Genomic DNA, 25,907 nt, shown 5'->3' on the forward strand with positions numbered 1-25,907 from the left:
AACGGAAATGTCAGGCGGCGCCGATGTTCGGCACCAGCGCACCCGGGTTCTGGCCGATGCGCTGCGCACCGGTGAACGCCAACATGCGGTCGATGGGCAAACGAGCCCGGGGGATCAGCGATGGGTCCACATGGATTTCGTTCAGGCCCTTCTCCAGGATCTGAGCCACGCCGGCCAGCCCGTTCATGGCCATCCAGGGGCAATGCGCACAACTCTTGCAGGTGGCACTGTTGCCGGCCGTGGGCGCTTCGATGAACACCTTGCCCGGGTTCTGCTGGCGCAGCATGTGCATCATGCCGTTGTCGGTGGCCACGATGAACTCGGGCGCGTCCATCTCGCGCGCGGCGCGCAGGATGGCCGAGGTGGAGCCCACCAAGTCGGCCAGCGCGATCACGTCGGCCGGGCTCTCCGGGTGCACCAGCACCTTGGCTTGCGGGTGCTCCTTCATCAGTGCCCGCAGCTCGAAGGCCTTGAACTCGTCGTGCACGATGCAGGCCCCGCCCCACATCACCATGTCGGCACCGGTCTCGCGCTGGATGTAGCCGCCCAGGTGTTTGTCGGGCGCCCACAGGATCTTGTGGCCCTTGTCCTTGAGTGCGCTCACGATGTCCAGCGCGCAGCTGGACGTGACCAGCCAGTCCGAACGCGCCTTCACCGCCGCGCTGGTGTTGGCGTACACCACCACGGTGCGGTCGGGGTGGGCATCGCAGAAGGCGCTGAACTCGTCGATGGGACAGCCCAGGTCAAGCGAGCAGTTGGCGTCGAGATCGGGCATGAGCACGGTTTTCTCGGGGCTCAGGATCTTCGCGGTCTCACCCATGAAGCGCACGCCCGAAACAATCAGCGTTTGCGCCGCGTGGTCGCGGCCGAAACGCGCCATCTCCAGCGAGTCGCTCACGATGCCACCGGTTTCGATGGCCAGGTCCTGCAGGTCGGGGTGCACGTAATAGTGCGACACCATCACCGCGTTGCGCTCTTTCAGCAGGCGGCGAATCTTGTCCTTCAACTCCGCGCGTTGTTTGGGACCAGGTTCCACCGGCACACGCGCCCAGGCGTGCTGCGTGGGGCAGGCGGGTTGTTCGTATTCGACGTCGATGACAGTGGCTTCGGTGTTCATGGGTGTCCTTGTCGACGCGTCAAAGCGCCTCGAATCGCATGGAAAAATCGATCGCCTTCACGTCTTTGGTGAGGGCGCCGATGGAGATGCGGTCCACGCCGGTGTCGGCCAGCGCGCGCACGGTCTGCAGGTTCACGCCACCGGAAATCTCCAACACGGCGCGGCCCGCGTTGCGCTTCACCGCTTCCTGCAAGGTGGGGATGTCCATGTTGTCCAGCAAGACCATGGTGGCGCCGCAGGCCAGGGCCTCGTCGAGCTGGGCCAGGGTCTCCACTTCAATCTCGACAAACCGCGCCTGGGGAGCGGTCTCGCGCACGCGCTGAAGCACCTGGGCCACACCGCCCGCCGCGGCAATGTGGTTCTCCTTGATGAGCACCGCGTCATACAAGCCGATGCGGTGGTTCACACCACCACCGGTCTTCACCGCGTATTTCTGCGCCAGCCGCAAACCCGGCAAGGTCTTGCGCGTGTCCACGATCTGCGCGCGTGTGCCGGCCACCGCGTCCACGAATACCGCCGTTTTGGTGGCCACGGCCGAGAGCAGTTGCAGGAAGTTGAGTGCGGTGCGCTCGGCCGTGAGCAAGCGCTGGGCACGGCCTTCGATGGTGAGCACGGTCTGGTCGGCCGCGCAGCGCTGGCCCTCGGCCACGTGCCAGGTCAGCCGGGCCTGCGGATCGGTGGCAAGCACCGCCGCCTCAACCCACGGCGTGCCGCAGATCACCGCCGCCTCGCGCGCCAGGATGCGCGCCCGCGCGGGCCGCTCGGCGTCGATCAGCGCGGCGGTCAGGTCGCCTGCGCCCACGTCTTCGGCGAGGGCCAGCGACACGTCGCGCAAGGCCAGTTCTTGCAAGTCTTCCAGGGTGAAATCGGAGAGGTGTTTCATGGGCCGCAAGCATACCGGGATGGTCTATAGTCCCGCATTCTCACCCACCCCTGAAACACGCGGGACCCAAGAATGAGCACCCCCACCAACGCCCCGCCCATGGCCACACCCTACGGCACGCTGCCCACCGCCTCACCCCTGCCCCAGCGCAAACCTGTGAGCCTGCCGCGTCTGCATGAGATGCGCGAGCGCGGCGAGAAAATCACCATGCTCACCGCCTACGACGCGACCTTCGCCGCCGTGGCCGACGCCGCCGGTGTCGAATGCATCCTGGTGGGCGACTCACTCGGCATGGTGTGCCAGGGCCTGGCCAGCACCGCCGGCGTGACGCTGGAGACCATGGCTTACCACGTGGAGAGCGTGGCGCGTGGTCTGCGCCGCGTGCAGGCCACGGCCTGGTTGCTGGGCGACCTGCCGTTTGGCAGCTACCACGAGTCCAAAGAACAGGCCATGCGCAGCGCGGCCCAGCTGGTGCACGCGGGTGCGCACATGGTCAAGCTCGAAGGCGGCGGCTGGACGGCCGACACCGTGCGTTTTCTGGTCGAACGCGGCATCCCGGTGTGTGCCCACCTGGGCCTGACACCGCAGACGGTGCACGCGCTCGGCGGCTACCGCGTGCAAGGCCGTGGCGATGCGGCCGCGCTTGTCCTCAAGCGCCATGCGCTCGAACTGCAGGACGCCGGTGCCACCATGGTGGTGCTGGAAATGGTGCCCGCAGCCCTCTCGGCCGAGATCACCCGCCAACTCCCGACCTGCCACACCATCGGCATCGGCGCAGGCCAGGGCACGGCCGGCCAGGTGCTGGTGATGCACGACATGCTCGGCGTCAACCTGGGCAAGAACCCGAAGTTCGTGCGCAACTTCATGGAAGGCGCCGGCAGCGTGCGCGACGCCATGGCCGCTTATGTGGCGGCGGTGAAGGACGGCAGCTTTCCAGACGACGCGCTGCACGCCTGGTGACCATGAAACTCGTCCACACCATCGAAGATCTGCGCACCACGCTGCGACCCTTCAACAGCCCCGCCCTGGTGCCCACCATGGGCAACCTGCACGCCGGGCACCTTGATCTCGTGCGCACCGCCAAGCCGCTGGGCGATGTGACGGTGGCCAGCATCTTCGTCAACCGCCTGCAGTTCGCGCCCCACGAAGACTTCGACACCTACCCGCGCACCTTGCAGGCCGATTGCGACAAGCTCGCCGCTGCGGGTTGTGACGTGGTGTTCGCCCCGTCGGAAAAAGAGATGTACCCCGAGCCGCAGGGCTTCAAGGTGCAGCCGTCTGCCGAGCTGGCCGATATCCTGGAGGGCCACTTTCGCCCCGGCTTTTTCACCGGCGTGTGCACGGTGGTGATGAAGCTGTTCCAGAGCGTGTTGTCTGAGGCCAAGGGCGAACGTTTTGCCATCTTCGGGCAGAAAGACTACCAGCAGCAGATGGTGATCCGGCGCATGGTCAAGCAGTTTGCGCTGCCCATCACCATCGTCAGCGGCGACACCCAGCGTGCCCCCGACGGCCTGGCCTTGAGCTCGCGCAACGGTTATTTGAGCGAGGCCGAGCGCGCCGAGGCGGTGCAGCTCTCGCTCGCCCTGCGCGCGTTGGGCCGCGACGCGCTGGCCGCCGCCGACGGTCTGGTGCGCCAGCTCCCCGCGCTGGAAGAACGCGCCATGCAGGGCCTGGCCGCGCGCGGCTGGCAGCCCGACTATTTGACCGTGCGCCGCCGCGCCGACCTGCAGGCTCCCCAAGCGGGCGACCCCCTCGTGGTGCTGGGCGCCGCGCGGTTGGGCAAAACCCGGCTCATCGACAACTTCGAAATCTGACCCGGGAGGTTTGCCATGCTCCAGCTGCGCCCCAACTGCGAATGCTGCAACCGCGACCTGCCCAACGAATCGGTGGACGCGCGCATCTGTACGTTTGAATGCACCTTCTGCAGCGACTGCGCGGAAACGAAGCTGAACAACACCTGCCCGAACTGCAGCGGCGAGCTGGTGCGACGCCCGCGTCGGCCGGCCGCAGCGCTGGCGCGCAACCCGGCGTCGACCGAGCGCGTGTTCAACCCGGCGGGCTGCACGCCCGCTTGATCAGAGCAGTTCGTCCTTGGGGTCCCGGCCCATGAGCAGGGCCACCGCCTGCGCGGGCTGCAGGCGTCCGTCCAGCAGGGCCACCACCGCGTCGGTGATGGGCATGTCCACACCCAGTGAACGCGCACGCTGCGCCACCGTCCGCGCGCTGTAGACACCTTCGGCCACATGGCCAAGCGAATCCACCGCCTGCTGCAGGTTCATGCCCTGCGCGAGCAACTGGCCCACCTTGCGGTTGCGCGAGAGGTCGCCGGTGGCGGTGAGCACCAGGTCGCCCAAGCCCGAGAGGCCCATGAAGGTTTCGGCCTTGGCGCCCAGGGCCAGGCCCAGGCGGGTCATCTCGGCCAGGCCGCGGGTGATGAGCGCGGCGCGCGCGTTCATGCCCAGCCCCAGCCCATCACACAGGCCGGTGGCGATGGCCAGCACGTTTTTCACCGCACCGCCCACCTCCACGCCCACGATGTCGTCGTTGGCGTAAACGCGCAGCGTGGGGCTGTGAAAGGCGGCCACGAGCGTGTCGCGCACGCCAGCGTGCTCGCTGGCGGCCACCAGGGCGGTGGGTTGTCCAAGCGCCACCTCCAGCGCGAAGCTCGGGCCGCTCAACACCCCGGCCAGCAGGTCGGGCGCCACCTGGGCTCGCACCTCGTGACCCAGCAGGCCGGAGGCATGCGCGGCGGGTGCTTCAAAACCCTTGCACAGCCACGCCACGGGCGCACGCAGATCGGCCAGCAGGGTCAGCATGTCGCGCAGCCCCGCCATGGGCGTGGCGACGATCACGAGGTCGGCGTCGTTCAGCAGGGCCAAACCGCTGTGCAGCGACCCGGTGGCGATTTGCACCTCGGCCGGCACCGCCACCCCGTCCAGGTAGCGGCGATTCTCGCGGTGTTGTTGCAGGTCTGCTGCCTGCCGCGCATCGCGCGCCCACAAGGTGACGCTCCGGTTGGCGTCCGCGTGGCGGGCCGCACTGACGGCCAGCGCGGTGCCCCAGGCACCTGCGCCGAGCACGACGATGTTCATCGGGCCGGTGCCGGGCAAAGCCTTATTGCGTGACGATACGGGGCGCGTCGGCAGCGGCCTGGGCCTGCTGCTGGTCGTACATGGCCTGGAAGTTGATCTCGGCCAGGTGCACGGGCGGGAAACCGCCGCGCTGGATGATGTCGGCCACGTTGCTGCGCAGGTATGGGTAGACGATCTGCGGGCAGGCGATGCCCATGATCGGGCCCATCTGCTCTTGCGGCAGGTTGCGGATCTCGAAAATGCCGGCCTGTTTGGCTTCGACCAGGAACACGGTCTTGTCCTTGATCTTGGTCGTCACGGTGGCGGTCACGCAGACCTCAAACACACCATCGGCGGCCGGGCTGGCTTCCACGCCGAGCTGGATGTCCACCGTGGGCTGTTCCTGCTCCAGCAGGATGGCGGGCGAATTGGGCTGCTCGAGCGACGCTTCCTTGAGGTAGACGCGCTGGATCTGGAAGGTGGGTTCCTGGTTTTCTGCCATGGTGTTGTCTCGAAGAATGCGTTGAAAAAACAAGCCCGCCGGGGGAGCGTTCCCGCGGCGGGCACCAGTCGAATTATGTCAGCCCGGCGCAGCAGCCCGGTGACTCAAGCCTGCAGCATGGGCACCAACCCGCCGCGCCCGTCGAGGGCGTGCAGATCGTCGCAACCACCCACGTGCTGCTCGCCGATGAAGATCTGCGGCACGCTGGTGCGCCCGGTGATCGCCTTCATCTGCGCGCGCAACTCGGGCTGCCCGTCCACAAACACCTCCTCGAGGTCGGCCACGCCGTGGCTCTGCAGCAGTGCCTTGGCGGCGCTGCAATAAGGGCAGTAGGCGCTGGTGAACATCTTGACTTTGGCCATGCAAACTTCCTGTCGGTGCGAAAAAAACGAAGCCGAAATGATCAGGCTTTTTGCACCGGCAGGCTGGCGGCGCGCCAGGCGCCCATGCCACCCGTCAGGGATTGCGCGTTCTCGTAGCCCAGCTTTTTGGCCATGGCCACGGCACGGTTGGCCTTCGAGCCGTTGGCGCACACCAGGATCAGCTGGGTGGCCTTGTTCTTCACAGCGCCGGTGAGTTTGGCTTCGAGTTCGCCCAAGGGCACGTTTTTGGCACCGATCACGTGGCCGGCGGCAAATTCGGCCGGCTCGCTCACGTCCACCACCACCGCTTTGTCGCGGTTCATCAGTTGCACAACCTGCGTCGTGTTCAGCGAGCCGGCGCGCGCGCCGGCCGACACCATGGGCCACAACAGCATGGCGCCCGACGAGAACGCCACGGCCAGCAAAATCCAGTTATCGATGAAGAAACTCACGGGGACACCTTTCGAGTAAGCCCGCGATTTTAGAATGGTGAGCTTCGTTGTGCCGCACAAGCCGTGCAGTGCACCTGTTTTTCACCGCCCCGCCCCTCCAACTCCATCCCCCCGCCCATGTACAAACTCGTCCTGATTCGCCACGGCGAATCCACCTGGAACCTGGAAAACCGCTTCACCGGCTGGACCGATGTGGACCTCACCCCCACCGGCCTTGAACAAGCCAAGGCAGCGGGCCAATTGCTCAAGGCAGAGGGCTACGACTTCGACCTGGCCTACACCAGCGTGCTCAAGCGCGCCACGCGCACGCTGTGGCACGTGCTCGACGAGATGGACCGCACCTGGCTGCCGGTGGTGCACAGCTGGCGCCTGAACGAGCGCCACTACGGTGCCTTGCAAGGCCTGAACAAGGCCGACACCGCCAAAAAGTACGGTGATGACCAGGTGCTGGTCTGGCGCCGCAGCTACGACACCCCACCGCCGGCCCTGGAAGCGGGTGACCCGCGCAGCGAGCGCGGCGACCGCCGCTACGACCGCCTCAAGCCTGAGGAGATCCCGCTCACCGAATGCCTGAAAGACACCGTGGCCCGCGTGCTGCCGTTCTGGAACGAAGCCATGGCACCCGCCATCAAGGCCGGCAAACGCGTGGTTCTGGCCGCCCACGGGAACAGCATTCGTGCGCTCGTGAAGTACCTCGACGGCATCTCTGAAGCCGACATCGTGAACCTCAACATCCCCAACGGCATTCCGCTGGTCTATGAGCTCGATGCCGAGCTCAAACCGATCAAAAGTTACTACCTGGGCGACGCCGAGGCCGCTGCCCGCGCCGCCGCCGCTGTGGCCGCCCAGGGCAAGGCCTGAACACCGGGCTGGAGATTGGGGAACCGAACCGGCTCTCCATGCTCATAGGTGTATATTGATTTGCCATCGGGCCAGGCATCCTGGCCCGGGCGTTTTTACTGGGGATTTCAATGGCAAAACAGGTGAGTCACAAGCTGAAAATTGCAGGCTGGGTGGCCATTGGTGCGGTCGCCGGTGCGCTGACCACGGTGCAGCTGCAAGCGGTGGCCCGCGGCACGCTCGCGCCCCTGCCGCTTGAAGAATTGCAGCAGCTCGCCGCTGTTTTTGGCATGGTCAAGACCGACTATGTCGAGCCCGTGGATGAGAAAAAGCTGATCAACGAGGCCATCAGCGGCATGGTGGCCAGCCTGGATCCCCATTCCCAGTATTTCGACAAGAAGTCGTTCAAGGAATTTCGCGAAGGCACCAGCGGCCGCTTTGTCGGCGTGGGCATCGAGATCACGATGGAAGACGGCCTGGTCAAGGTGGTCTCGCCCATCGAAGACTCTCCCGCGTTTCGCGCCGGCCTCAAGACCAACGACCTGATCACCAAGATCGACGACACCAACGTCAAGGGCCTGACGATCAATGAAGCCGTCAAGCTCATGCGCGGCGAGCCCAGAACCAAGGTGCTGCTGACCATCTTCCGCAAGGACGAGGACCGCACCTTCCCGGTGACCATCACCCGCGAAGAGATCAAGACGCAGAGCGTGAAGTCGCGCGTGGTCGAGCCGGGTTACGCCTGGGTTCGTGTGTCGCAGTTCCAGGAACGCACCATCGAAGACTTCGCCCGCAAGGTGGAAGACCTCTACAAGACCGAGCCCAACCTCAAGGGCCTGGTGCTGGACCTGCGCAACGACCCGGGCGGCCTGCTGGATGCGGCCGTGGCGCTGTCGGCGGCCTTCCTGCCGGAGAACGTGACGGTGGTGTCCACCAACGGCCAGCTCGAAGACAGCAAGTTCATCTACAAGGCCGTGCCGCAGCATTACCTGCGTCGCGGTGGCAACGACCCCATCAAGCGCCTGACCGACAACACCAAGGGCGCGCTCAAGCGTGTGCCGCTGGTGGTGATCGTCAACGAAGGCTCGGCCTCGGCCAGCGAAATCGTTGCTGGCGCCCTGCAGGATCACAAGCGCGCCACGGTGCTGGGCAGCCAGACCTTCGGCAAAGGCTCTGTGCAGACGGTGCGCCCGCTGGGCCCGGACACCGGTCTGAAGCTGACGACGGCGCGCTACTACACGCCGCTGGGCACGTCCATCCAGGGCAAGGGCATCGTGCCCGATGTGCTGGTGGACGAAACGCTGGAAGGCAATGTGTTCTCTGCGCTGCGCACCCGCGAAGCCGATCTGCAGAACAGCCTGACCAACGGCAAGGACCCCAAGGCGGCTGCGGCGCCGATGACGGACGCCGCGCGCGCCGCCGAACAGGCGCGCAGCGAAGAACGTGAAGTGGCACGCAAGCGGCTCGAAGAAGAAGCCCGCAAGAACCCGGGCCAGCGCCTGGTGCCCGAGTTCGGCACCGAGAAGGACTTCCAGCTCACGCAGGCCATCAACCAGCTCAAGGGTCGCCCGGTCATGGTCAGCAAGAGCCAGACCGTGCGCACCGAAGAGAAAAAAGAAAACTGAGGACACAGCGGGCTGACAGCCCGCTGTGATGCTTTTGGACGACGCACAGCTCCTGCGCTACTCGCGCCACATCCTGCTCAACGAACTCGGCGTCGAAGGCCAGGAGGCCTTGCTGGCTTCTCACGCACTCATCATCGGCGCCGGTGGCCTGGGCTCACCGGTGGCGCTGTACCTGGGCAGCGCCGGTGTGGGCCGCATCACCGTGGTGGACCACGACGTGGTGGACGAGACCAACCTGCAGCGCCAGATCGCCCACAACCTCGCGCGGGTGGGCCACCCCAAGGCCGAATCCATCGTGGAGGCCATCGCCGCGATCAACCCCGACGTGCGGGTCACGCCCATCGTGCAGCGGGCCGACGAGGCCCTGCTCGGCGAACTCATCGCGCAGGCCGACGTGGTGCTGGACTGCACCGACAACTTTGCCACCCGCCACGCCATCAACCGGGCCTGCGTGAAACACCGCAAGCCACTCGTCTCGGGCGCGGCGATCCGCATGGATGGGCAATTGAGCGTGTTCGACGCGCGCACACCCGGCAACCCCTGCTACGCCTGCGTGTTCCCCGAATCGGCCGACCTCGAAGAAACCCGCTGCGCGACCATGGGCGTGTTTGCGCCGCTGGTGGGCATCGTGGGCACCATGCAGGCGGCCGAAGCACTCAAGCTGCTCACCGGCCTGGGCTCACGCCTCACGGGCAAGCTGCTCATGCTGGACGGGCGCGACCTGGCGTTCAACGAAATCGCCCTGCCGCAAAACCCGCAATGCGCGGTGTGCGGCACCCCACACTGATTCAAGCGCACGGATTCAGCCGCGCGGCGGCATCGGGCACGGTCCGTGCCGCTTGCGAAAGTCGCGCGGCGATTCGGCTGCAGCGTCCTTGAACACACCTCGCCTGCGTTCGCGCGCCAGGGCTTCCTCCGCCGCAAACGGCCCCAGGCTGCGCCGCCAGCGGTACGACCAGGCTTGCCCCGCCGACACCATCCAGGCCGCCACATCGTCACCCTGGTGATGGAGGCGCGCCACACCGCGCCCATAGTCGTCCTGCGCGCGAACATGCACCTCCACCACCTGGTTCAGCACGCGCCGCGCCAGCACATCGCGCGACGCCTCCCCACCGCTCTGGCAGATCTCGGGCGCGTCGATGCCCTCCAGACGCAGCTTGCGGTACTTGCCGCCGGCCAGCGGCTTCACCCACACGGTGTCGCCGTCGAACACGCGGCTGACGCGCGCGCTGTAGACCTCGTCCTGATGCGCGCTGTCTTGCGCCCCAGCGGCCAGCGCCACCAGCGCAATCCCCAGACCTATCCACCAGACCTTCATGCGTTTGCCTTGTCGATGTCGCGCAGCAGCTTGTCCAGCCTCGCCGAGAGTTGTTCGGTGCTCAGACGCTCGCGCAGCCGCTCCACCATCAGCGGCAGGCTCATGGGGCTCGGGCGCTCCAGCGCCACGCTGTGCAGGGTGTGGGTGGCCAGGCCTTGCAGGCAGCTGCGCAGCCGCTCGATCTCCAGCTCTTGCGACAGCACCTCGCGCTCGGCCTGCCCCAGCAGCAGGTTGCCCGGGTCGTACTTGCGAAACACCTCGAAGAACAGCCCGCTGGAGGCCTGCAGTTGTTTGAGGCTTTTGGGCGCACCCGGGTACCCGCTGAACACCAGCCCGGCCACCCGCGCGATCTCGCGAAAGCGCCGTTGCGCGAGTTCACCCGCGTTGAGCGACGCCATCACGTGCTCCAGCAAATCGTCGGCGGCAAACACCGAGCGGTCCAGCAGGCGCGTGAGGTCGGCGGGCTCGCTGCTCAGCAGCTCCAGGCCGTAGTCGTTGACCGACAGGCTGAAGGTGTTGGGCTGCTCGCGCGCCAGCCGCCAGGCCAGCAAACTGGCCAGCCCCAGGTGCACGTGGCGTCCCGCGAACGGATACAGATAGAGGTGGTGGCCTTCGCTCGATCGCATGTGCTCCAGCAGCAGTTCACCCGGCCGCGGCAAGCGCGAGACGCGCGCCTGGGTGTCGAGCATCGGGCGCGCGGCCTGCATCTCGGGCGATTCATAGCGGCCGTCGGCGGCCAGCGCCATCTGCGCCAGCACGGCGTCGGCCAGCTCGGTGGACAAAGGCATCTTGCCGCCCTGCCACGAGGGCACGGCGCCCTTGGATTTTTCTGCCTTTTTCACCCAGGCCGTCATCTCGTGCACGCGGATGAATTCGAGCAAACGACCGGCGAACACGAAGCAGTCGCCCTTGCGCAGGCGCGCGATGAAGCCTTCTTCGATCGAGCCGATGCGCCCGCCGTTCATGTACTTCACCTGCAAGGACGCGTCGCTGACGATGGTGCCCACGCCCAGCCGGTGGCGGCGCGCGGTGGCGCGGCCTTGCGGCGTGTCGGGCACGCGGTACACGCCGGCTTCATCGGGCTGGATGCGGTGGTAGTCGGGGTAGGCGTTCAGGCTATCGCCGCCGCGTTCACAAAAAGCCAGCGCCCAGTCAAACGATTCGCGCGAAAGCTCGCGGTACGCGAACGCGCTGCGCACCTCGTCAAACAAGTCGTCGGGACGGAAGCCCCCGCCCAGCGCCACGGTGACCAGGTGCTGCACCAGCACGTCCAGCGGCTGGTCGGGGCTGCGCCGGCTCTCCACACGGCCGGCCAGGGCGGCTTCGCGCACGGCGGCCGCTTCCACCAGCTCCAGCGTGTTGGTGGGCACCAGCGTGACGCGGCTGGGCCGCCCCGGTGCGTGGCCGCTGCGCCCGGCGCGCTGCAACAGGCGCGCCACCCCTTTGGCCGAGCCGATCTGCAGCACCCGCTCCACCGGCAAAAAATCGACGCCGAGGTCGAGCGAGGACGTGGCGACCACGGCCTTGAGCTGGCCGGTCTTCAAGCCCTGCTCCACCCACTCGCGCACTTCCCTGTCCAGGCTGCCGTGGTGCAGGGCCACCTGCCCGGCCCAGTCGGGCCGCAGGGCCAGCAGCATCTGGTACCAGATCTCGGCCTGGCTGCGCGTGTTGGTGAACACCAGCGCGGTGCTGGCGGTGTCCAGCTCGCTGGCCACCGGCTCCTGCATGCGCGCGCCGAGGTGGCCGGCCCACGAGTAGCGACCCGGCTCGGGCGGGATCAGCGTGTCGATGGCCAGCGCCTTGTCCACACGCCCGCGCACCAGTTGCGCGTTGCTCGGGCCGCAGAGCACGCGCAGGGCTTCGTCCAGGTTGCCCAGGGTCGCGCTCATGCCCCACACCAGCAGACCGGGCTGCCAGCGCCGCAGCCGGGCCAGCGCCAGCTGCACCTGCACGCCGCGTTTGCTGCCAATGAGTTCGTGCCATTCGTCCACCACCACCGCGCGTACACCAGCCAGCTCGGCGGGCGCGTGGGTGCGCGCAAGCAGCAGCGACAACGATTCGGGCGTGGTGACCAGCACCGTGGGCCAGCGCCGGTCTTGGCGGGCGCGCTCCGCGCTCGGCGTGTCACCGGTGCGCAAGCCCAGCGTCCAGCCGGGCGCCAGGTCGGTCAGCGGCGCGCGCAGGGCTGCTGCGCTGTCGGCCGCGAGCGCGCGCATGGGGGTGATCCACAGCACAGTGAGTGGTGCGGGCTTGTGCGCAGGCAGCGACTGAAGCAGGTGTTCGATCAGGCCGAGCCACACCGCGTAGGTCTTGCCCGAGCCGGTGGTGGCGTGCAGCAGACCACTCTGGCCGGCGCCGATGGCGGACCAGACCTCGCGCTGAAATTCAAAAGGCGTCCACAAACGCGAAACCATCCAGTCCGCCGCGCAAGCCGGCGGCGGGGTGGATGGTTCCGGGTTCGGTGTGACGATCTGCTTGCGCGGCATCAGCCCTTTTTGCCACCCATGACGAGCAGCAGACCACCGATGACGATGGCGCCCACGCCGGCCCACACCGGCACGTTGACGGTTTCCTTTTCTTTCACGGTCAACTCCAACGGGCCCAGCTTCACGGCCGAGGTGTCCTTGGTGTAGCTGAAGCTGCCGTACACGAGGGCAAGGGCACCCGCGGCAATGAGGATGATGCCGACCAGTTTGGCTGAGTTCATGGTTGTTCCGTTCTGTGAAGAGGCGCTGCCGCCGACGGACCACGAGCGGCCACGACTCAACGCTGGAAGCGATGATGCATCAATTGCGCACCCTGCTCAGGTCGGATCGCGGTACTGCGCGGCGGTGATGAACTGGCTGAAGGTTTCGCACCAGACGATGACGCTGGTGTAGCGCGCAGGGTCGGCGCCCGCGGGCAGGGGCACGATGAAATTCTCGAAGGTCTTCACATCGCCCACACGCAGCATGCCCGGCTTGAGGCGCTTGAAATCGGCCTCGGTCTCCACGAATTCGGGCGAGAGGTAGAGCTTGTAGTCGGGTCCGGGCGCCAGCCGCCCGGTGAACACGATCTGCTGCGGGCTCACCGACACCGTGCCTTCGCCCCAGTGCAGGGGATCGCTGTCTTTCAGGTCGCGGCGGAATTCACCGCGGTACATGCCGCCCACCGCGGCCTGAGCCACCTGCTCGGCACTCGGCCCGGTGGGTGCGGTGAGGATGGGCAGCGCGTAGATGCCGGCGCCAAAGCCCACCAGCAAGGTCAGCGCGTGCGATGCCAGCAGCAGCACCGTGCGGCGACGCGGAGGGGTGGGGGCAGAAGCAGTCATGGGCGGTTTCCTTGCAGTTGACCCGGGTTCGTCTGCGCAGAGGCAAAAGCCTTACACGCAAACGCCCACTCAAGACGGCAGCATGCTCTCCAAGCGCAGCAGCCCGGCCACCGTCTGCAAGCAGGCCTGCGCGGCCTCGGTGCCCTTGACGGCGAAGTGGCGCATGAAGTACTTGCGGTGTTCAACGTGTTCGTGGAAATGGTGCGGGGTGAGCACGGCGGAGATCATGGGCACGCCGGTGTCGAGCTGCACGTCCATGAGCGCCTGCACCACGGTCTGCGCCACAAAGTCGTGGCGGTAAATGCCGCCATCCACCACCAGCGCGCTGCCCACCACCGCGGCGTAGCGGCCCGAGCGCGCCAGGCGTTGCGCGTGCAGCGGGATTTCGAACGCACCGGGCACGTCGAACACGTCGATGGCCTCCGCGCCGACACCGGCCAGCGCCATCTCGGCAAAAAACGCATCCCGCGCCTGGTGAACGATGTCGGCATGCCACGAGGCTTCGACGAATGCGAAGCGCAGCCCGGCCGGCAGTTGGAGGGAGGGGGAAGATTCGGTCTGATTCATGGTGTCCTTGAAACAGGAGGGGCCAACAAATCAGGGCGCACAAGCGCACGCGCACCGCTGCGCGCAACGCAACGGACGCCTGGCTCACGCTCTCTAACATCCGGACTGTGACCGTCGGTCCCGGGATCTCACCGGGTCTGCTGACCCCATGCCATGGACAGACCAGGGCATGGGCGCTCGCGGCACTCGTGCGGTCGTGTCGCCACGCCGCCATCACCGCCGGTGGGGAATTTCACCCCGCCCTGAGAACGCTTGTGTTCGGCATGACACCGAACCCAATGGATTCTAGGCACAGCGCGTTCTCCGCACTGTCGCGCGGGTTGATGCGCGCGGCTCAGGCGCTGACGATCCAGCCCTCCAGCGGGTCGAACGCGGGCAAGCCCCATTGCGGGTGGCCCGCGCCATGTTGTGCCTGCGCCCAGGCGGCCTGCAGCAGGCAGAGCACGGCGTCCAGGCTGTCGCCACTGGCGTCGTCGGCCAGCGCGTCGCGCTGCGCGTGGGTGAGCTTCAATCGCAGGCCACAGACCTGCAGCAGTGGCGCCTGGCCGTTTTCCAGCGCGTTGATCAGTGTCTTGCGCGCGATCAGGCGATCGGGTGTTTGTTTGGCCTTGTCGTCGCTCTTGTACGAGGTGGTGCCCAGCACGCTGCGCGCGAGCAGGCCGGGGTAAGCCTCCAGGCCCACACGCGAACCATCACCGGGCAGCAGGCCGGGCAAGGTGATGCCGGCGGCCATCAGCCGCGGCACACCGGCGTGCAACATGAAAGCCACCGGCGGGTTGACCCACTTCATGCTCGGGCTGGAGCCGGCGGGTCCGTCGGTGGCGCGGTGGGCAAATTTGCCCCCCACCGGGCGGGCATTGCAGAACCCGGCGAAGGCCTCGCGGATGGTTTCGCGGCTGAGGCTCGCGTAGTGGGCCATGCAGGCGGCCCAGTCGGTGGGCCAGCCGAGTGTGGTGACGAGTTCGCGCGGCAAGCCAAACGGCAGATCAAAGCCGCCCACCCAGTGACCGGGCTGGGCCATGCGCGCCGCCCAGGCATCCAGCGTGTCGAAGCGCTCCATGCCGTTCAGGATGACGCGATGGCGGTCGGTTCGGCCCACGGCCAGCGTGATCGGTTTGCGGCGGCTCGGGGCGCTGGTGAAATCGCATCCCAGCAAGGCCAGCGAAGGTGAAGTCGTCATGGCGCGATCATCCCAGCGCCAGCGCCATCACGCCGGCGGCGATCAACATGGCCCCGAGCAGGCGGGCGAGCCGGTCGCCCTCGCCCAGCAACTGGCCGCCAATCAGCGCGGCAAACAACATCGACACCTCGCGCGCGGGCGCCACGTGCGACAACGGTGCCTGCTGCATGGCAAACAGCACCAGCACATAGGCCACCGGGCTCACCACCGCCACCAGCAAGGCGTAGCGCCACTGCAGGTGCCACAGGCGGCGGGCGGTGGGCAGGTCGCGCAGCACGCTGGGCGCGAGCAGCGCCACGCGCACGAAGTTGCCCATGTAGTCCACCAGGATGGGCGACATCAGCACCACCTTGACCGCGTAACCGTCGACCACGGTGTAGGACGCGATGAACACGCCCGTGACCACACCGTAGACCATGCCCTTGTGCACGCGCTTGCGCGCCACCGGGTCGTGCGCTGCGCGCAGCAGTCCCGGCCCGCCGGCAATCAGGAACACCCCACCCACCACACCGGCGATGCCAGCCACACCCAGCGCGGAGATCTGTTCACCCAGCAGCACGATGGCCACCAGCGAGGACAACAACGGCCCGGTGCCGCGCGCCATGGGGTAGACCACGGTGAGGTCGGACTTGCGGTAACCGCGCAGCAGGATCACGTAGTAGAAGACGTGCAGCACGCCGCTGGCGAGCACCAGCAGCCATTCAACGCGGCCCCAGCCGGGCACCACATCGCGCCCCACCCACCAGCCCAGCGGCGCCCACACCAGCATCATGAGAAAGGCGTTGAAGAAGGCGAAGCGCGCGTCGGCCCCGACCTTTTTGACGGCAAGGTTCCAGCCGGCGTGGATCAGGCCCGCGAGAACGATCAGACCCAGGGCTGTCAGGGACATGCCGCGTGAGGGGAGGTCTGGTCCAGGGGCAACCAGGGTTCGGCTCCGCCGGCCCGAGGTACCGTCCCCCTTCCCAGCGCCGCAGGCGCGCCAGAGAGGGGGGAAGCCGCGCAGCGGCGCAGGGGGGAGACCGTCAAGCTCTGCCGATGATGCTCGCAGTGGCCATCAATTCTTCGAGCAAAGCCAGGGAGACTTTGCCCGACACCGCGTACGGATCGAACTCGGGCTTCTCCGAATACTTCAGCACGATGGACGTGTTGAGCTTGGACAGGTTGACCTGGCCCATGGTCCACCCACCAAAACGGCGCTCGGTGATTTCTTCGTAGTGCAGCAGCTCCACGCCGGTGTGGCGATCGTCGGCCACGATGTGGTTGTAGAGCGTGTTGACCGCGCTGCGACCGCCTTCGATGGCCTGCAAAAACACACCGCCGCCGTAACACAGCACGCCCGTGATGCCGTAGCCCATGTTGTGCGAACGCGCAGATTCCAGAATGGACTCGATGACGCGGGGAGAGTCTTTGTCGACAGCGCGGCTGACGTAGAGGAGGCGAACGAGCATGGTGTTCTTCTTCTGGGTGATCGTTGAGTTCAGCGCGGGATGAGCGAGAGAAACTCGCGCCGCAGGTTGGGGTCTTTGAGGAACACGCCGCGCATGACCGAGTTGATCATCTTGCTGTCCATGTCCTTCACGCCGCGCCAGGCCATGCAGTAGTGGCTGGCCTCCATCACGAGTGCCAGGCCGTCGGGCTGGGTCTTCTCTTGAATCAGGTCGGCCAGTTGCACCACGGCCTCTTCCTGGATCTGCGGGCGGCCCATGATCCACTCGGCCAGCCGCGCGTACTTGGACAGGCCGATCACGTTGGTGTGTTCGTTGGGCATGACGCCGATCCAGATGCGGCCGATGACCGGGCAGAAGTGGTGGCTGCAGGCGCTGCGCACGGTGATGGGCCCCACGATCATCAGTTCGTTGAGGTGCTCGGCGTTCGGGAATTCGGTGATGCTGGGCGCCTTGACGTAGCGCCCGTTGAACACTTCCTTGAGGTACATCTTGGCCACGCGGCGCGCGGTGTCGCCGGTGTTGTGGTCGTTGTCGAGGTCGATGACCATGCTGTCGAGCACGCCCTTCATCTTTTCGGCCACTTCGTCGAGCAACAGCTCCAGCTCACCCGGCTGGATGAATTCGGCGATGTTGTCGTTGGAATGGAAGCGCTGGCGCGCCGCTTTCACACGCTCGCGGATCTTGACGGACACGGGCGTGCCGATGTCGTCGTCGGGTGCGGGAGGGGTCGTGGGGGGGTCGGTCTTCAACAGCATGGGCGCATGCTATCACCCGACTTCTCGCAGACCGTTCTCAGTGGTCTTGACCGATTTTCGCTGGGGTTTTCGCCAGCAGTTGCTCCAGATCCTGCAGGGTGCTGGCCTCGTGCAGCGGTTTGTCGTGCCGGATGCGCTGCATGCGCGGAAAGCGCAGCGCCACGCCGCTTTTGTGGCGCGTGCTGCGCGCAATGCCTTCAAAGGCGAGCTCAAACACCATCGTGGGCCGCACGCTGCGCACCGGTCCGAACTTCTCCAGCGTGTGCTGGCGGATCACCGCGTCCACCGACTTGAACTCGTCGTCGGTGAGGCCGGAATAGGCCTTGGTGAAGGCCACCAGTTGCAATGCGCCGGGCACGGCGGGTTCGCGCCGGGCGATGGCGTCCACCACGGCCTGGGCTTCGGCGGCGCTGGCGGGCGCGCGGTTCCACACAGCAAAGGTGTAGTCGGTGTAGACCGAGGCGCGGCGGCCGTGGCCGGCCTGGGCGTAGATGAGCACACCGTCGATGTTCAGCGGGTCGATCTTCCATTTCCACCAGGCCAGCACACCGTCTTCGCTGGCGGTGCCCGGGCCGGCCCAGCGCTTCTGCCGCCCGGTGCCGTAAACGCTGTCGCGGTGTTTGAGCATGAGCCCTTCCACGCCGAGTTCGCGTGCCTTCGATCGCTGCTCGGCGAGCGCGGACCAGTCGCCGCCTTCGATGCGCGGCGACAGCCACAGGCGCATGCCGGTCGCTGCGTTCAGATCGTCAGCCAAGTTCTCCAGGCGGTCGCGGCGCTCGGTCTGCGGCAGCGCGCGCAGGTCTTGTGCGCCGGCTTCCAGCAGGTCGTAGGCCATGAAGCTCACGGGCGCGTCGGCCAGCACCTTGGCGTTGAGCGTCTTGCGGCCGATGCGTTGCTGCAGCAGCGCGAACGGCGCGGGCCGACCGGGCCGGTCGCTGCCGGGCAAAGCCCGTTCGCCCTCCTCGTGCCAGACCAGGATCTCGCCGTCGACCACCGTGCCGTCGGGCCAGCGCTGCGCGAGCGCCTGCAGTTCGGGAAACCGATCGCTCATGAGCTCTTCGCCGCGCGACCACACCCACACCTGCCCGGCGCGTTTGACGATCTGCCCGCGGATGCCGTCGAACTTCCACTCGGCCAGCCAGTCGCTGGCCGGGCCCAGGCGAGCCTGCATGGCCTGCGCGACGCCGGTGCTGGCCACCTCCATGTCCAGCAGGTCGTCGCTGGCGTCCATGCCCAGCGGGCTGGCGAGAAAAAACGGATACGGCTGGCTGGGCTCGCGCGCGGCGTGTTCATCGCCCGGTGCCTCGGCAGGTGCCAGCAGCGCGCGGTACTGCGCGGCGGTGGGCAGGCGTTTTCCGTCGGTGAAACCCATCATGCGCGCCGCCACCTGTTTGGCGTCCAGCCCCGCGTGTTGGGCGATGGCGCGCTGCACCAGCAGCTTGCTCACGCCCACGCGAAAACCGCCACCGACCAACTTGACCAGCAGGAAACGCCCGGTCGCATCGAGCTCGCGCCACCAGGCGCGCAGCGCCACGGCCACCGCCTCGTCACCCTGCCCGCGCAGGGGCAGCAGGCGCTGTTCCATCCAGTCGCTCAGGCTCACCGCCAGGCCGTCTGCGCTCGCGGGTGCGGGCAGCACCAGCGCGATGGTTTCGGCCAGATCGCCCACGGCCTGGTAACTCGCGTCGAACAGCCACGCGGGCAGGCCGGCCGCTTCTTCGGCCAGCGCGCGCAGCTGCGCGGTCTTGATCAGCTGGCGCGGTTTGCCGCCCGAAAGGAAGTACACCGCCCAGGCCGCATCGGCGTCGTCCACGGCGCTCAGGTAGCGCTGCAGTGCGGTGACCTTGGCGCTGGTGGAGGTGGTCGCGTCGAGTTCGGCGAACAGGTCGGCGAAGCGTTTCATGCGGCGGGCGCGGGCACGGTCTCGGCCCGGGTTTCGTGCTCGTCGCCGTACTCGGTGTCAAAGCCCTCGGCCTGCAGGCCTTGCTCTTGCAGGTAGCGCACCAGCACCGGGATGCTGCCGTGCGTGACGATCACGCGCCCGGCACCGCTGGCACCGATGGCGCCCAGCAGCCCGGGCCAGTCGGCGTGGTCGCTGAGCACAAAGCCACGGTCGTGGCCACCGCGCCGGCGCTGGCCGCGCACCTGCATCCAGCCACTGGCGAACGCGTCGGAAAAATCGCCGAAGCGTTTGATCCACGGTGTGCCCAGGGCGCTGCCGGGACAGAGCACCAGCGCGCGCTGCAAGCTGGCCTTGTCGGTCACGTCGCTCACCATCAGCGTGTCGGGCAGTGCCACGCCGACCGCGCGGTAGGCGCGGTTGAGCGGCTCGACCGCACCATGGCAGACGATGGGGCCGATGGAAGCGTCCACCCCGCCCAGGATGCGCTGGGCCTTGCCCAGGCTGTAGCACACCAGCACGCTGGCGCGCCCGGCGGCCGCGTTGTCGGCCCACCACTGGTTGATCTGGGCGAAGATCTCCGCGTCCGGCCGCCAGCGGTAGATGGGCAGGCCAAAGGTGGACTCGGTGATGAAGGTGTCGCAGCGCACGGATTCGAACGGTGTGCAGGTGCGGTCGGGTGCGGCGCCGGCCGGTGTGGTGCGGTAGTCACCACTGGCCACCCACACGCGCCCGCCGTGTTCCACCCGCACCTGGGCCGAGCCCAACACATGGCCGGCCGGGTGCAGCGAAATGCGCACGCCGTTGTGCTCCACCGCCTCGCCGTAGGCCAAGCCTTGCAAGGTGATGCCCTGCCCCAGCCGCGAGCGCAACAGACCTTCGGACACGGCCGTGGCGAGGTAGTGCGCGTGGCCGGGGCGCGCGTGGTCGGCGTGCGCGTGGGTGATCACCGCGCGCTCGACCTTGCGCCAGGGGTCGATGTAGAAATCGCCGGGTGGGCAGTACAGGCCTTGCGGGCGCTGGACGATCAGGTCGTCTTGCATGGCCAGATCAATACCTGTGGCCCGTCACGAACAAAGTCGCACGCATGATGCCGAACGCGACTCTGTCGAGCACCCGTTGCGTCCAGTGCCGGCTGCTCAAGGCCTGCACATCGACCATGTCGCCTGCGTTCTGCACCAGGCCATCGAGGTGGCTGCGCAGCAGGCTGGCAAAACGCTGGTCGGTGGTCATCACGTTGGCTTCGCGCGCCAGCAGCAACGAAAGCGGGTCGAGGTTGGTGGAGCCCACGGTGGACCAGCGCTCGTCCACCACCGCCACCTTGGCGTGCAGCGCACTCGGTGCGTACTCGTGGATCTCGATGCCGGCGTTGACCAGGTGCTGGTACACCGGGCGCGCGGCGCGGTACTGGAAGAAGTTTTCGTACTTGCCTTGCGAGAGCAGGCGCACGCGCACACCGCGCGCCGCCGCCATGATCAGCGCGCGGCGCAGCTTGCGCCCGGGAATGAAATACGCGTTGGCGATCACGATCTCGCGCCGCGCAGCACCAATGGCCTTGAGGTAGGCGCGTTCGATGTCGTGGCGGTGGCTCACGTTGTCGCGCAGCAGCAGCGTGGCGCGCGCGCTGTCCACGCCCAGGGGCGCGGCGCCGCTGTCGCCAAACGCGCTGTCGCCGCCCTGCACGCTGGTGCGGTCCGTCTCCAGCTTTTGCAGCAGGTTGGAAAAATCGCCCACCGGGCGCGACTCGCGCAACGCCTCCCATGCCGCCTTGAACTCCCGCCTGCGCACCTTGCGCGCGGCCTGCAGGCGCCACCAGAGTTGCTCCATGGTCTCGGTCATGTCGTTCACCAGCGGGCCGGCCACGCGCAATGAAAAGTCCAGCCGTGGTGCGTCGAGCTTGCCCAGCGCCACGTCGTCCTGGTCGTCGATGATGTTGATGCCGCCGCAAAAACCCACCGTGCCGTCAACCACACACAGCTTGCGGTGCAGGCGCCGCCAGCGGCTGGGCAGCAGCAGGCCGAAGCGGCCCAGCGGCGCGTAGATGTGCCAGTGCACGCCTGCGGCGTCGAACCGGTCTCGCCACGCCTGCGGGATCGAGGGCGTGCCCACACCGTCGATCACCAGCCGCACCACCACGCCGCGCTGCGCAGCGCGCTCCAGCGCTTCGGCCACGCTGAGCGCAGAGCCGGCAAACTCGAAGATGTAGGTTTCCAGGTGCACCACGCGGCACGCGGCGTCCATGGCCTCCACCATGGCCGGAAAAAACTCGGCACCACCCTGCAACAACAGCAACTGATGCCCGCCCCGCAAGACGCCGTGCACGGCACGCGAGCGGCGCGAAGTCAGGGTTTTGGCTTTCACAGCTCCAGCTCGGCGATCAGCGGCAGGTGGTCCGACATGCGCGCCCAGGCGCGCCCGTGGGGCACTTGCGCCGACACCGGCCGCAGCCCGCGCACGAAGATGCGGTCCAGGTGCAGCAGCGGCAGGCGCGAGGGGTAGGTCGGCAAGCGAATGCCTTCAAAGGTGCGCAGGTCCAGGTCGGCCATGGGTTTGAGCAGTTGTGCACCCCAGTCGTTGAAATCGCCCGCCACGATCAGCGGCGCGGCCTCAGGCACGCCGGTGGCGATGTACTCGCCCAGCCGCTGCACCTGACGCGCCCGGCTGGCGTGGATCAGGCCCAGGTGCACCACCACCACATGCACCTCGATGCCGTCGATCAACAGCTGCACATGCAGCAGCCCTCGCTGCTCGAAGCGGTGGTCGGACACGTCGGAGTGCTGGCTGCCGATCACCGGCCAGCGAGACAGCAGCGCGTTGCCGTGTTCGCCGTGGCGCGTGGTGGCGTTGGTGCGGTAGACGGCCTCGTAGCCATCGGGTGTGAGGTAACTGGCCTGGTCCAGGTCGGGCCAGCGGGTGAAGTGTTTTTCCAGCTTGCGGTTGTGTTGCCGCACTTCCTGCAAGCAGACGATGTCGGCATCGAACTGCTCGACCGCGTGCGCCAGGTTGTGGATCTCCAGCCGCCTCGCAGGGCCCAGGCCTTGCACGCCTTTGTGGATGTTGTAGGTGGCGACGCGAAGAATGCTCATGGGGCAAATCATGCCACCAAGACCCCGTCTGACAGGCGCTGATCAGTTCAACCTTGAAACCATTCTGGGCAGCCATGAAATCGCCTCGGCATTCGACGGCGAGAAGCAGCGCTCGGCCGCCTGCGCCCAGGGCAGCCACACCTGGTCGCGGTGCTCGCGCGGGCTCAGCACCACCGGCACCGCGTGCGGAATGCACAGGCCGAACAGGTGCTCGGTGTTGTGGGTCACGCCCTCGGCATAACGGTGGCGCCACTGCGGGTAGATCTCGTACACGTTCTCCAGCGCCCAGTCGGTGAGCGTGTGGCCGGGTGCTTGCACATCAAGTCCGGTTTCTTCCGCCACCTCGCGCGCGGCGGTCAGTTCGAAGGATTCATCCAGGGTGTCTTTGGAGCCGGTCACCGACTGCCAGAAACCCGGCGCATCCGCGCGTTCGATCAGCAGCACATCGAGCGCCGGTGTGTGAATCACCACCAGCACCGACTGCGGAATTTTTGGCGGCATGAACGCTGGGTCAGAGCAGGCGCGATGCGGTGCTGCCCACCGATCGGGCGCGTTGCAGCAGCTTCCAGCCCGACCACAGCCGCAGCGCCAGCCCCAACGAGCGGCGCGGGCGCCACACGGCCACAGCCAGCACGCCGCCCACCACCGCCAGCGGGTTGGCGCGCAGCCAGATCCAGACATCCTGCAGCCGGTCGGCCCACGCAAGAGCGGGCTGCACCACCTGCAACTGGTCGGCGACCTGACCGCGCAATTGCGCTGACCGCAGCACCAGCAGCTCGCGTCGGCGGGCCAGCTGTTCAGCGCGACCGGGTTCGTGCGCGCTCATGAGCGCAGTCCTTCCCGGTCCTGCTTGAGTTCGTCAACCGTGGCCGAAAACAGCCGGGTACCGCTGCGAACCCGCTCGCGAGCGAGCCAGGCGGCCACGCCACCCAGGCCAAGGAACAAACCAGCGAACACCGCCAGAGGCAGCAGGCGGTGGCTGTCCCACAGCGCCACGGTGATCAGCATGGCCAGAAAGCCCAGGCCGAGGCTGAGAAAAGCCACGGCCACGGCGCCATAGACCAACAGGCCTCCGACGCGCAACACCTCTTCTTGCGCCTCCACGCTGAGCAACTCCAGCCGCAGCTGGAGCAACTCGAGCACGGTGGCAGTCAGCCCCTTGAGCGAGGCTGACAGACGGGTCGGTGGCACAGACATGCCGCGATCGTTCAACGCCGGCTGATCAGCAGGCCGATCACCAGGCCAATGCCGGCGGCGGTGCCCACGGCGCGCCAGGGATGCTCGTGCACGTAATCGTCGGTGGCGCGCGCCATCTCGCGGGTCTTTTCCTTGATCGCGTCTTCCGCGTCCAGCAGCTTGTGGCGGGCCAGGCGCAGGTTTTCGTTGATGCGTTCGCGCAGTTCCACCACCTTGCCTTCGGTCTGGTGGGCGGTGGCGGTCATCAGCTCTTCGGCGTCGGCAATGACGCGCTGCAGATCGGCCACCAGTTTCTCTTTGTTGGCCAGGGTCTCTTGGGCGTTCTTGGTCATGGGTAGGCTCCTTTCAAAAAGCCATCCTAACAAACCCTCACCCGTACCGAGCCCTACGTTTCGTTACCGCACCGTCCCGGTGCGGCACCTCGTCGAGCGCCCACAAAAAAGGGCGGCATGTGCCGCCCCCTCATGTGTGGCCAAGCCCCTGGGTCAGGCGGTCTTGGCCAGCTCCGTGTTGCGCAGGCGGATGTGCAATTCACGCAACTGCTTCTCGTCCACCAGGCTGGGCGCCTGGGTCAGCAGGCACTGGGCGCGCTGGGTCTTGGGGAAGGCGATCACGTCGCGGATCGATTCGGCACCGGTCATCAGCGTGACGATGCGGTCCAGGCCGAAGGCCAGGCCGCCATGGGGCGGCGCGCCGTACTGCAGTGCGTCGAGCAGGAAGCCGAACTTGACCTGGGCCTCTTCGGGCGTGATCTTCAAAGCATCAAACACCTTCTGCTGCACGGCGGCGGTGTGGATACGCACCGAACCACCACCGATTTCCCAGCCATTGAGCACCATGTCGTAGCCCTTGGCGATGCACTTCTCGGGCGCGGTGACCATCCAGTCTTCGTGGCCGTCTTTCGGCGCGGTGAAGGGGTGGTGCACGGCCGTCCAGCGGTCGGCTTCCTCGTCGTGTTCGAACATGGGGAAGTCCACCACCCACATCGGCGCCCAGCGGCTTTCGAACAGGCCGTTTTTCTTGCCCAGCTCGCTGTGGCCGATCTTCAGGCGCAACGCACCGATGGCGTCGTTGACCACCTTGGCCTTGTCGGCGCCGAAGAAGATGATGTCGCCGTTCTGCGCCTTGGTGCGAGAGAGGATGTCTTCAACAGCCTTGTCGTGCAGGTTCTTGACGATCGGGCTCTGCAGGCCGTCGCGGCCCTTGGTGACGTCGTTGACCTTGATCCAGGCCAGGCCCTTGGCGCCGTAGATCTTGACGAACTCGGTGTAGGCGTCGATCTCGCTGCGGCTCATGTCGGCACCACCACGCACGCACAGGGCGACCACGCGGCCACCCTTCATGGTGGCGGGCGCGGAGAACACCTTGAAGTCCACATCGCCCATCACGTCGGTGAGCTCGGTGAATTCGAGCATCACGCGCAGGTCGGGCTTGTCGGAGCCGAAGCGGTGCATGGCCTCGCTGTAAGCCATCACCGGGAACTCGCCCAGGTCCACGCCCAGCGTGTTCTGGAACACCGTTTTGATCATGCCCTGGAACATGTCGCGGATGTCTTCCTCGGTGAGGAACGAGGTCTCGATATCGATCTGCGTGAACTCGGGCTGACGATCAGCGCGCAGGTCTTCGTCGCGGAAGCACTTGGTGATCTGGTAGTAGCGGTCGAAGCCGGCGACCATGAGCAACTGCTTGAAGAGCTGCGGGCTTTGCGGCAGCGCGAAGAAGTGGCCGTCGTGCACGCGGCTGGGCACGAGGTAGTCGCGCGCGCCTTCGGGCGTGCTCTTGGTGAGCATGGGCGTTTCGATGTCGATGAAGCCGTTGGCGTCCAGAAACTTGCGCACTTCCATGGCCACGCGGTAGCGCAGCATCAGGTTGTTCTGCATGTAGGGGCGGCGCAGATCGAGCACGCGGTGCGTCAGGCGCGTGGTCTCGGAGAGGTTCTCGTCGTCGAGCTGGAACGGCGGCGTGACCGAGGGGTTGAGCACCTTCAACTCATGGCACAACACCTCGATCTGACCGCTTTTGAGCTTGTCGTTGGTGGTGCCGGCGGGACGCGCGCGCACCAGGCCAGTGACCTGCACGCAGAACTCGTTGCGCACGTTTTCGGCGGTGCCGAACATCTCGGCGCGGTCGGGGTCGCAGACCACCTGCACATAGCCTTCGCGGTCGCGCAGGTCGATGAAGATCACGCCACCGTGGTCGCGGCGGCGGTTCACCCAGCCACACAGCTTCACGGTTTCGCCCAGTTGGGCCTCGGTCACCAGACCGCAGTAGTGGGTACGCATCGCCATTTCGCT

Annotated in this window: 30 protein-coding genes and 1 riboswitch; of the genes, 6 read left to right on the forward strand and 24 right to left on the reverse strand. The window is 66.9% G+C overall.

The window, feature by feature from the left end; all coding sequences use genetic code 11:
* Window positions 1-10 precede the first annotated feature (10 nt).
* Together nadA and nadC are read right to left on the reverse strand one after the other, a co-directional pair.
* Complete coding sequence (gene nadA, locus ACN4F8_RS07290; protein WP_419472944.1) at window positions 11-1,117, reverse strand: quinolinate synthase NadA; 1,107 nt, start codon at window positions 1,115-1,117, stop codon at window positions 11-13.
* 19 nt (window positions 1,118-1,136) lie between these two features.
* A complete protein-coding gene (nadC, locus tag ACN4F8_RS07295) occupies window positions 1,137-2,000 on the reverse strand; it encodes a carboxylating nicotinate-nucleotide diphosphorylase (protein WP_419472945.1) in 864 nt (287 codons plus the stop codon).
* A gap of 72 nt (window positions 2,001-2,072) precedes the next feature.
* On the opposite strand from nadC, the gene panB reads away from it, so the two are divergent.
* The 3 genes from panB to ACN4F8_RS07310 are packed head-to-tail and all read left to right on the forward strand — an operon-like array spanning window position 2,073 to window position 4,075.
* A complete protein-coding gene (gene panB / locus ACN4F8_RS07300) occupies window positions 2,073-2,960 on the forward strand; it encodes a 3-methyl-2-oxobutanoate hydroxymethyltransferase (protein ID WP_419472946.1) in 888 nt (295 codons plus the stop codon).
* A gap of 2 nt (window positions 2,961-2,962) precedes the next feature.
* Window positions 2,963-3,814, forward strand: coding sequence for a pantoate--beta-alanine ligase (panC, locus tag ACN4F8_RS07305; protein ID WP_419472947.1), 852 nt, complete (start codon window positions 2,963-2,965; stop codon window positions 3,812-3,814).
* A gap of 15 nt (window positions 3,815-3,829) precedes the next feature.
* The gene (locus tag ACN4F8_RS07310; protein WP_419472948.1) at window positions 3,830-4,075 is read left to right on the forward strand and encodes a DUF1272 domain-containing protein; all 246 of its coding nucleotides are present in this window, start codon (window positions 3,830-3,832) and stop codon (window positions 4,073-4,075) included.
* Here ACN4F8_RS07310 and ACN4F8_RS07315 read toward each other — a convergent pair whose 3' ends face one another.
* The 4 genes from ACN4F8_RS07315 to ACN4F8_RS07330 form a co-directional block, all read right to left on the reverse strand.
* Window positions 4,076-5,092: an NAD(P)H-dependent glycerol-3-phosphate dehydrogenase gene (locus ACN4F8_RS07315; protein WP_419472949.1), complete on the reverse strand. Its 1,017-nt coding sequence runs from the start codon at window positions 5,090-5,092 to the stop codon at window positions 4,076-4,078.
* 22 nt (window positions 5,093-5,114) lie between these two features.
* Complete coding sequence (gene secB, locus ACN4F8_RS07320; RefSeq protein ID WP_322272480.1) at window positions 5,115-5,573, reverse strand: protein-export chaperone SecB; 459 nt, start codon at window positions 5,571-5,573, stop codon at window positions 5,115-5,117.
* A 104-nt stretch (window positions 5,574-5,677) separates the two neighbouring features.
* Entirely contained in the window at window positions 5,678-5,935 is a 258-nt protein-coding gene (gene grxC, locus ACN4F8_RS07325) for a glutaredoxin 3 (RefSeq protein WP_300652888.1), read from the reverse strand.
* Window positions 5,936-5,976: 41 nt separating this feature from the next.
* Window positions 5,977-6,387, reverse strand: coding sequence for a rhodanese-like domain-containing protein (locus ACN4F8_RS07330; RefSeq protein WP_419472950.1), 411 nt, complete (start codon window positions 6,385-6,387; stop codon window positions 5,977-5,979).
* Between the two features lie 117 nt (window positions 6,388-6,504).
* On the opposite strand from ACN4F8_RS07330, the gene gpmA reads away from it, so the two are divergent.
* The 3 genes from gpmA to ACN4F8_RS07345 all read left to right on the forward strand — a co-directional run bounded on the left by gpmA (window position 6,505) and on the right by ACN4F8_RS07345 (window position 9,639).
* Window positions 6,505-7,248, forward strand: a complete 744-nt coding sequence (gene gpmA / locus ACN4F8_RS07335; protein WP_419472951.1) for a 2,3-diphosphoglycerate-dependent phosphoglycerate mutase — start codon at window positions 6,505-6,507, stop codon at window positions 7,246-7,248.
* A gap of 122 nt (window positions 7,249-7,370) precedes the next feature.
* Window positions 7,371-8,852 (forward strand): S41 family peptidase, encoded by a 1,482-nt coding sequence (locus ACN4F8_RS07340; protein ID WP_419472952.1) that lies wholly within the window; start codon window positions 7,371-7,373, stop codon window positions 8,850-8,852.
* Between the two features lie 34 nt (window positions 8,853-8,886).
* The gene (locus tag ACN4F8_RS07345; protein WP_419473008.1) at window positions 8,887-9,639 is read left to right on the forward strand and encodes a HesA/MoeB/ThiF family protein; all 753 of its coding nucleotides are present in this window, start codon (window positions 8,887-8,889) and stop codon (window positions 9,637-9,639) included.
* 15 nt (window positions 9,640-9,654) lie between these two features.
* Here ACN4F8_RS07345 and ACN4F8_RS07350 read toward each other — a convergent pair whose 3' ends face one another.
* The 18 genes from ACN4F8_RS07350 to aspS form a co-directional block, all read right to left on the reverse strand.
* Window positions 9,655-10,170, reverse strand: coding sequence for a thermonuclease family protein (locus ACN4F8_RS07350; protein WP_419472953.1), 516 nt, complete (start codon window positions 10,168-10,170; stop codon window positions 9,655-9,657).
* Complete coding sequence (locus ACN4F8_RS07355) at window positions 10,167-12,584, reverse strand: ligase-associated DNA damage response DEXH box helicase (RefSeq protein WP_419472954.1); 2,418 nt, start codon at window positions 12,582-12,584, stop codon at window positions 10,167-10,169. Before ACN4F8_RS07355 ends, ACN4F8_RS07350 begins: the two co-directional genes overlap by 4 nt.
* A 71-nt stretch (window positions 12,585-12,655) precedes the next feature.
* Window positions 12,656-12,877, reverse strand: a complete 222-nt coding sequence (locus ACN4F8_RS07360) for a hypothetical protein (protein WP_419472955.1) — start codon at window positions 12,875-12,877, stop codon at window positions 12,656-12,658.
* A gap of 96 nt (window positions 12,878-12,973) precedes the next feature.
* Window positions 12,974-13,480 (reverse strand): DM13 domain-containing protein, encoded by a 507-nt coding sequence (locus ACN4F8_RS07365; protein ID WP_419472956.1) that lies wholly within the window; start codon window positions 13,478-13,480, stop codon window positions 12,974-12,976.
* 69 nt (window positions 13,481-13,549) lie between these two features.
* Window positions 13,550-14,047 carry a 6,7-dimethyl-8-ribityllumazine synthase gene (locus ACN4F8_RS07370; protein ID WP_419472957.1) on the reverse strand — a complete coding sequence of 166 codons (498 nt, stop codon included), beginning with the start codon at window positions 14,045-14,047 and terminating at the stop codon, window positions 13,550-13,552.
* A gap of 84 nt (window positions 14,048-14,131) precedes the next feature.
* Window positions 14,132-14,301, reverse strand: a riboswitch (FMN riboswitch).
* Window positions 14,302-14,381: 80 nt separating this feature from the next.
* Window positions 14,382-15,227 (reverse strand): DUF429 domain-containing protein, encoded by an 846-nt coding sequence (locus ACN4F8_RS07375; RefSeq protein WP_419472958.1) that lies wholly within the window; start codon window positions 15,225-15,227, stop codon window positions 14,382-14,384.
* A 7-nt stretch (window positions 15,228-15,234) separates the two neighbouring features.
* Entirely contained in the window at window positions 15,235-16,116 is an 882-nt protein-coding gene (locus ACN4F8_RS07380; RefSeq protein WP_419472959.1) for an EamA family transporter, read from the reverse strand.
* A 133-nt stretch (window positions 16,117-16,249) separates the two neighbouring features.
* Window positions 16,250-16,675 carry a BLUF domain-containing protein gene (locus ACN4F8_RS07385; RefSeq protein WP_419472960.1) on the reverse strand — a complete coding sequence of 142 codons (426 nt, stop codon included), beginning with the start codon at window positions 16,673-16,675 and terminating at the stop codon, window positions 16,250-16,252.
* A gap of 29 nt (window positions 16,676-16,704) precedes the next feature.
* Window positions 16,705-17,430, reverse strand: coding sequence for a GTP cyclohydrolase I (gene folE, locus ACN4F8_RS07390; protein WP_419472961.1), 726 nt, complete (start codon window positions 17,428-17,430; stop codon window positions 16,705-16,707).
* 37 nt (window positions 17,431-17,467) lie between these two features.
* Window positions 17,468-19,333, reverse strand: coding sequence for an ATP-dependent DNA ligase (locus ACN4F8_RS07395; RefSeq protein WP_419472962.1), 1,866 nt, complete (start codon window positions 19,331-19,333; stop codon window positions 17,468-17,470).
* Window positions 19,330-20,373, reverse strand: coding sequence for a ligase-associated DNA damage response exonuclease (locus tag ACN4F8_RS07400; protein ID WP_419472963.1), 1,044 nt, complete (start codon window positions 20,371-20,373; stop codon window positions 19,330-19,332). The genes ACN4F8_RS07395 and ACN4F8_RS07400 overlap by 4 nt, the downstream gene beginning before the upstream one ends.
* Before the next feature lie 7 nt (window positions 20,374-20,380).
* A complete protein-coding gene (gene clsB, locus ACN4F8_RS07405; protein WP_419472964.1) occupies window positions 20,381-21,691 on the reverse strand; it encodes a cardiolipin synthase ClsB in 1,311 nt (436 codons plus the stop codon).
* On the reverse strand, window positions 21,688-22,416 hold the full coding sequence (locus ACN4F8_RS07410) for an endonuclease/exonuclease/phosphatase family protein (protein ID WP_419472965.1): 729 nt from the start codon (window positions 22,414-22,416) through the stop codon (window positions 21,688-21,690). The genes clsB and ACN4F8_RS07410 overlap by 4 nt, the downstream gene beginning before the upstream one ends.
* 42 nt (window positions 22,417-22,458) lie before the next feature.
* Entirely contained in the window at window positions 22,459-22,917 is a 459-nt protein-coding gene (gene nudB, locus ACN4F8_RS07415) for a dihydroneopterin triphosphate diphosphatase (protein WP_419472966.1), read from the reverse strand.
* Between the two features lie 10 nt (window positions 22,918-22,927).
* A complete protein-coding gene (locus ACN4F8_RS07420; RefSeq protein WP_419472967.1) occupies window positions 22,928-23,242 on the reverse strand; it encodes a YqjK family protein in 315 nt (104 codons plus the stop codon).
* Window positions 23,239-23,613 carry a phage holin family protein gene (locus tag ACN4F8_RS07425; RefSeq protein ID WP_419472968.1) on the reverse strand — a complete coding sequence of 125 codons (375 nt, stop codon included), beginning with the start codon at window positions 23,611-23,613 and terminating at the stop codon, window positions 23,239-23,241. Before ACN4F8_RS07425 ends, ACN4F8_RS07420 begins: the two co-directional genes overlap by 4 nt.
* An 11-nt stretch (window positions 23,614-23,624) precedes the next feature.
* Window positions 23,625-23,945, reverse strand: a complete 321-nt coding sequence (locus ACN4F8_RS07430) for a DUF883 family protein (protein WP_419472969.1) — start codon at window positions 23,943-23,945, stop codon at window positions 23,625-23,627.
* A gap of 153 nt (window positions 23,946-24,098) precedes the next feature.
* Window positions 24,099-25,901: an aspartate--tRNA ligase gene (gene aspS / locus ACN4F8_RS07435; protein WP_419472970.1), complete on the reverse strand. Its 1,803-nt coding sequence runs from the start codon at window positions 25,899-25,901 to the stop codon at window positions 24,099-24,101.
* Window positions 25,902-25,907 lie beyond the last annotated feature (6 nt).

Origin of the sequence: Hydrogenophaga sp., assembly GCF_048549895.1 — a bacterium.
Lineage (GTDB): Bacteria > Pseudomonadota > Gammaproteobacteria > Burkholderiales > Burkholderiaceae_C > Hydrogenophaga.

Bases quoted from the DNA above. Each gene is read 5' to 3' on its own strand.
- nadA (WP_419472944.1), bottom strand. From the start codon at position 1,117: ATGAACACCGAAGCCACTGTCATCGACGTCGAATACGAACAACCCGCC.
- nadC (WP_419472945.1), bottom strand. From the start codon at position 2,000: ATGAAACACCTCTCCGATTTCACCCTGGAAGACTTGCAAGAACTGGCC.
- panB (WP_419472946.1), top strand. From the start codon at position 2,073: ATGAGCACCCCCACCAACGCCCCGCCCATGGCCACACCCTACGGCACG.
- panC (WP_419472947.1), top strand. From the start codon at position 2,963: ATGAAACTCGTCCACACCATCGAAGATCTGCGCACCACGCTGCGACCC.
- ACN4F8_RS07310 (WP_419472948.1), top strand. From the start codon at position 3,830: ATGCTCCAGCTGCGCCCCAACTGCGAATGCTGCAACCGCGACCTGCCC.
- ACN4F8_RS07315 (WP_419472949.1), bottom strand. From the start codon at position 5,092: ATGAACATCGTCGTGCTCGGCGCAGGTGCCTGGGGCACCGCGCTGGCC.
- secB (WP_322272480.1), bottom strand. From the start codon at position 5,573: ATGGCAGAAAACCAGGAACCCACCTTCCAGATCCAGCGCGTCTACCTC.
- grxC (WP_300652888.1), bottom strand. From the start codon at position 5,935: ATGGCCAAAGTCAAGATGTTCACCAGCGCCTACTGCCCTTATTGCAGC.
- gpmA (WP_419472951.1), top strand. From the start codon at position 6,505: ATGTACAAACTCGTCCTGATTCGCCACGGCGAATCCACCTGGAACCTG.
- ACN4F8_RS07350 (WP_419472953.1), bottom strand. From the start codon at position 10,170: ATGAAGGTCTGGTGGATAGGTCTGGGGATTGCGCTGGTGGCGCTGGCC.
- ACN4F8_RS07355 (WP_419472954.1), bottom strand. From the start codon at position 12,584: ATGGTTTCGCGTTTGTGGACGCCTTTTGAATTTCAGCGCGAGGTCTGG.
- ACN4F8_RS07360 (WP_419472955.1), bottom strand. From the start codon at position 12,877: ATGAACTCAGCCAAACTGGTCGGCATCATCCTCATTGCCGCGGGTGCC.
- ACN4F8_RS07365 (WP_419472956.1), bottom strand. From the start codon at position 13,480: ATGACTGCTTCTGCCCCCACCCCTCCGCGTCGCCGCACGGTGCTGCTG.
- ACN4F8_RS07370 (WP_419472957.1), bottom strand. From the start codon at position 14,047: ATGAATCAGACCGAATCTTCCCCCTCCCTCCAACTGCCGGCCGGGCTG.
- ACN4F8_RS07375 (WP_419472958.1), bottom strand. From the start codon at position 15,227: ATGACGACTTCACCTTCGCTGGCCTTGCTGGGATGCGATTTCACCAGC.
- ACN4F8_RS07380 (WP_419472959.1), bottom strand. From the start codon at position 16,116: ATGTCCCTGACAGCCCTGGGTCTGATCGTTCTCGCGGGCCTGATCCAC.
- ACN4F8_RS07385 (WP_419472960.1), bottom strand. From the start codon at position 16,675: ATGCTCGTTCGCCTCCTCTACGTCAGCCGCGCTGTCGACAAAGACTCT.
- folE (WP_419472961.1), bottom strand. From the start codon at position 17,430: ATGCTGTTGAAGACCGACCCCCCCACGACCCCTCCCGCACCCGACGAC.
- ACN4F8_RS07395 (WP_419472962.1), bottom strand. From the start codon at position 19,333: ATGAAACGCTTCGCCGACCTGTTCGCCGAACTCGACGCGACCACCTCC.
- ACN4F8_RS07400 (WP_419472963.1), bottom strand. From the start codon at position 20,373: ATGCAAGACGACCTGATCGTCCAGCGCCCGCAAGGCCTGTACTGCCCA.
- ACN4F8_RS07410 (WP_419472965.1), bottom strand. From the start codon at position 22,416: ATGAGCATTCTTCGCGTCGCCACCTACAACATCCACAAAGGCGTGCAA.
- nudB (WP_419472966.1), bottom strand. From the start codon at position 22,917: ATGCCGCCAAAAATTCCGCAGTCGGTGCTGGTGGTGATTCACACACCG.
- ACN4F8_RS07420 (WP_419472967.1), bottom strand. From the start codon at position 23,242: ATGAGCGCGCACGAACCCGGTCGCGCTGAACAGCTGGCCCGCCGACGC.
- ACN4F8_RS07425 (WP_419472968.1), bottom strand. From the start codon at position 23,613: ATGTCTGTGCCACCGACCCGTCTGTCAGCCTCGCTCAAGGGGCTGACT.
- ACN4F8_RS07430 (WP_419472969.1), bottom strand. From the start codon at position 23,945: ATGACCAAGAACGCCCAAGAGACCCTGGCCAACAAAGAGAAACTGGTG.
- aspS (WP_419472970.1), bottom strand. From the start codon at position 25,901: ATGGCGATGCGTACCCACTACTGCGGTCTGGTGACCGAGGCCCAACTG.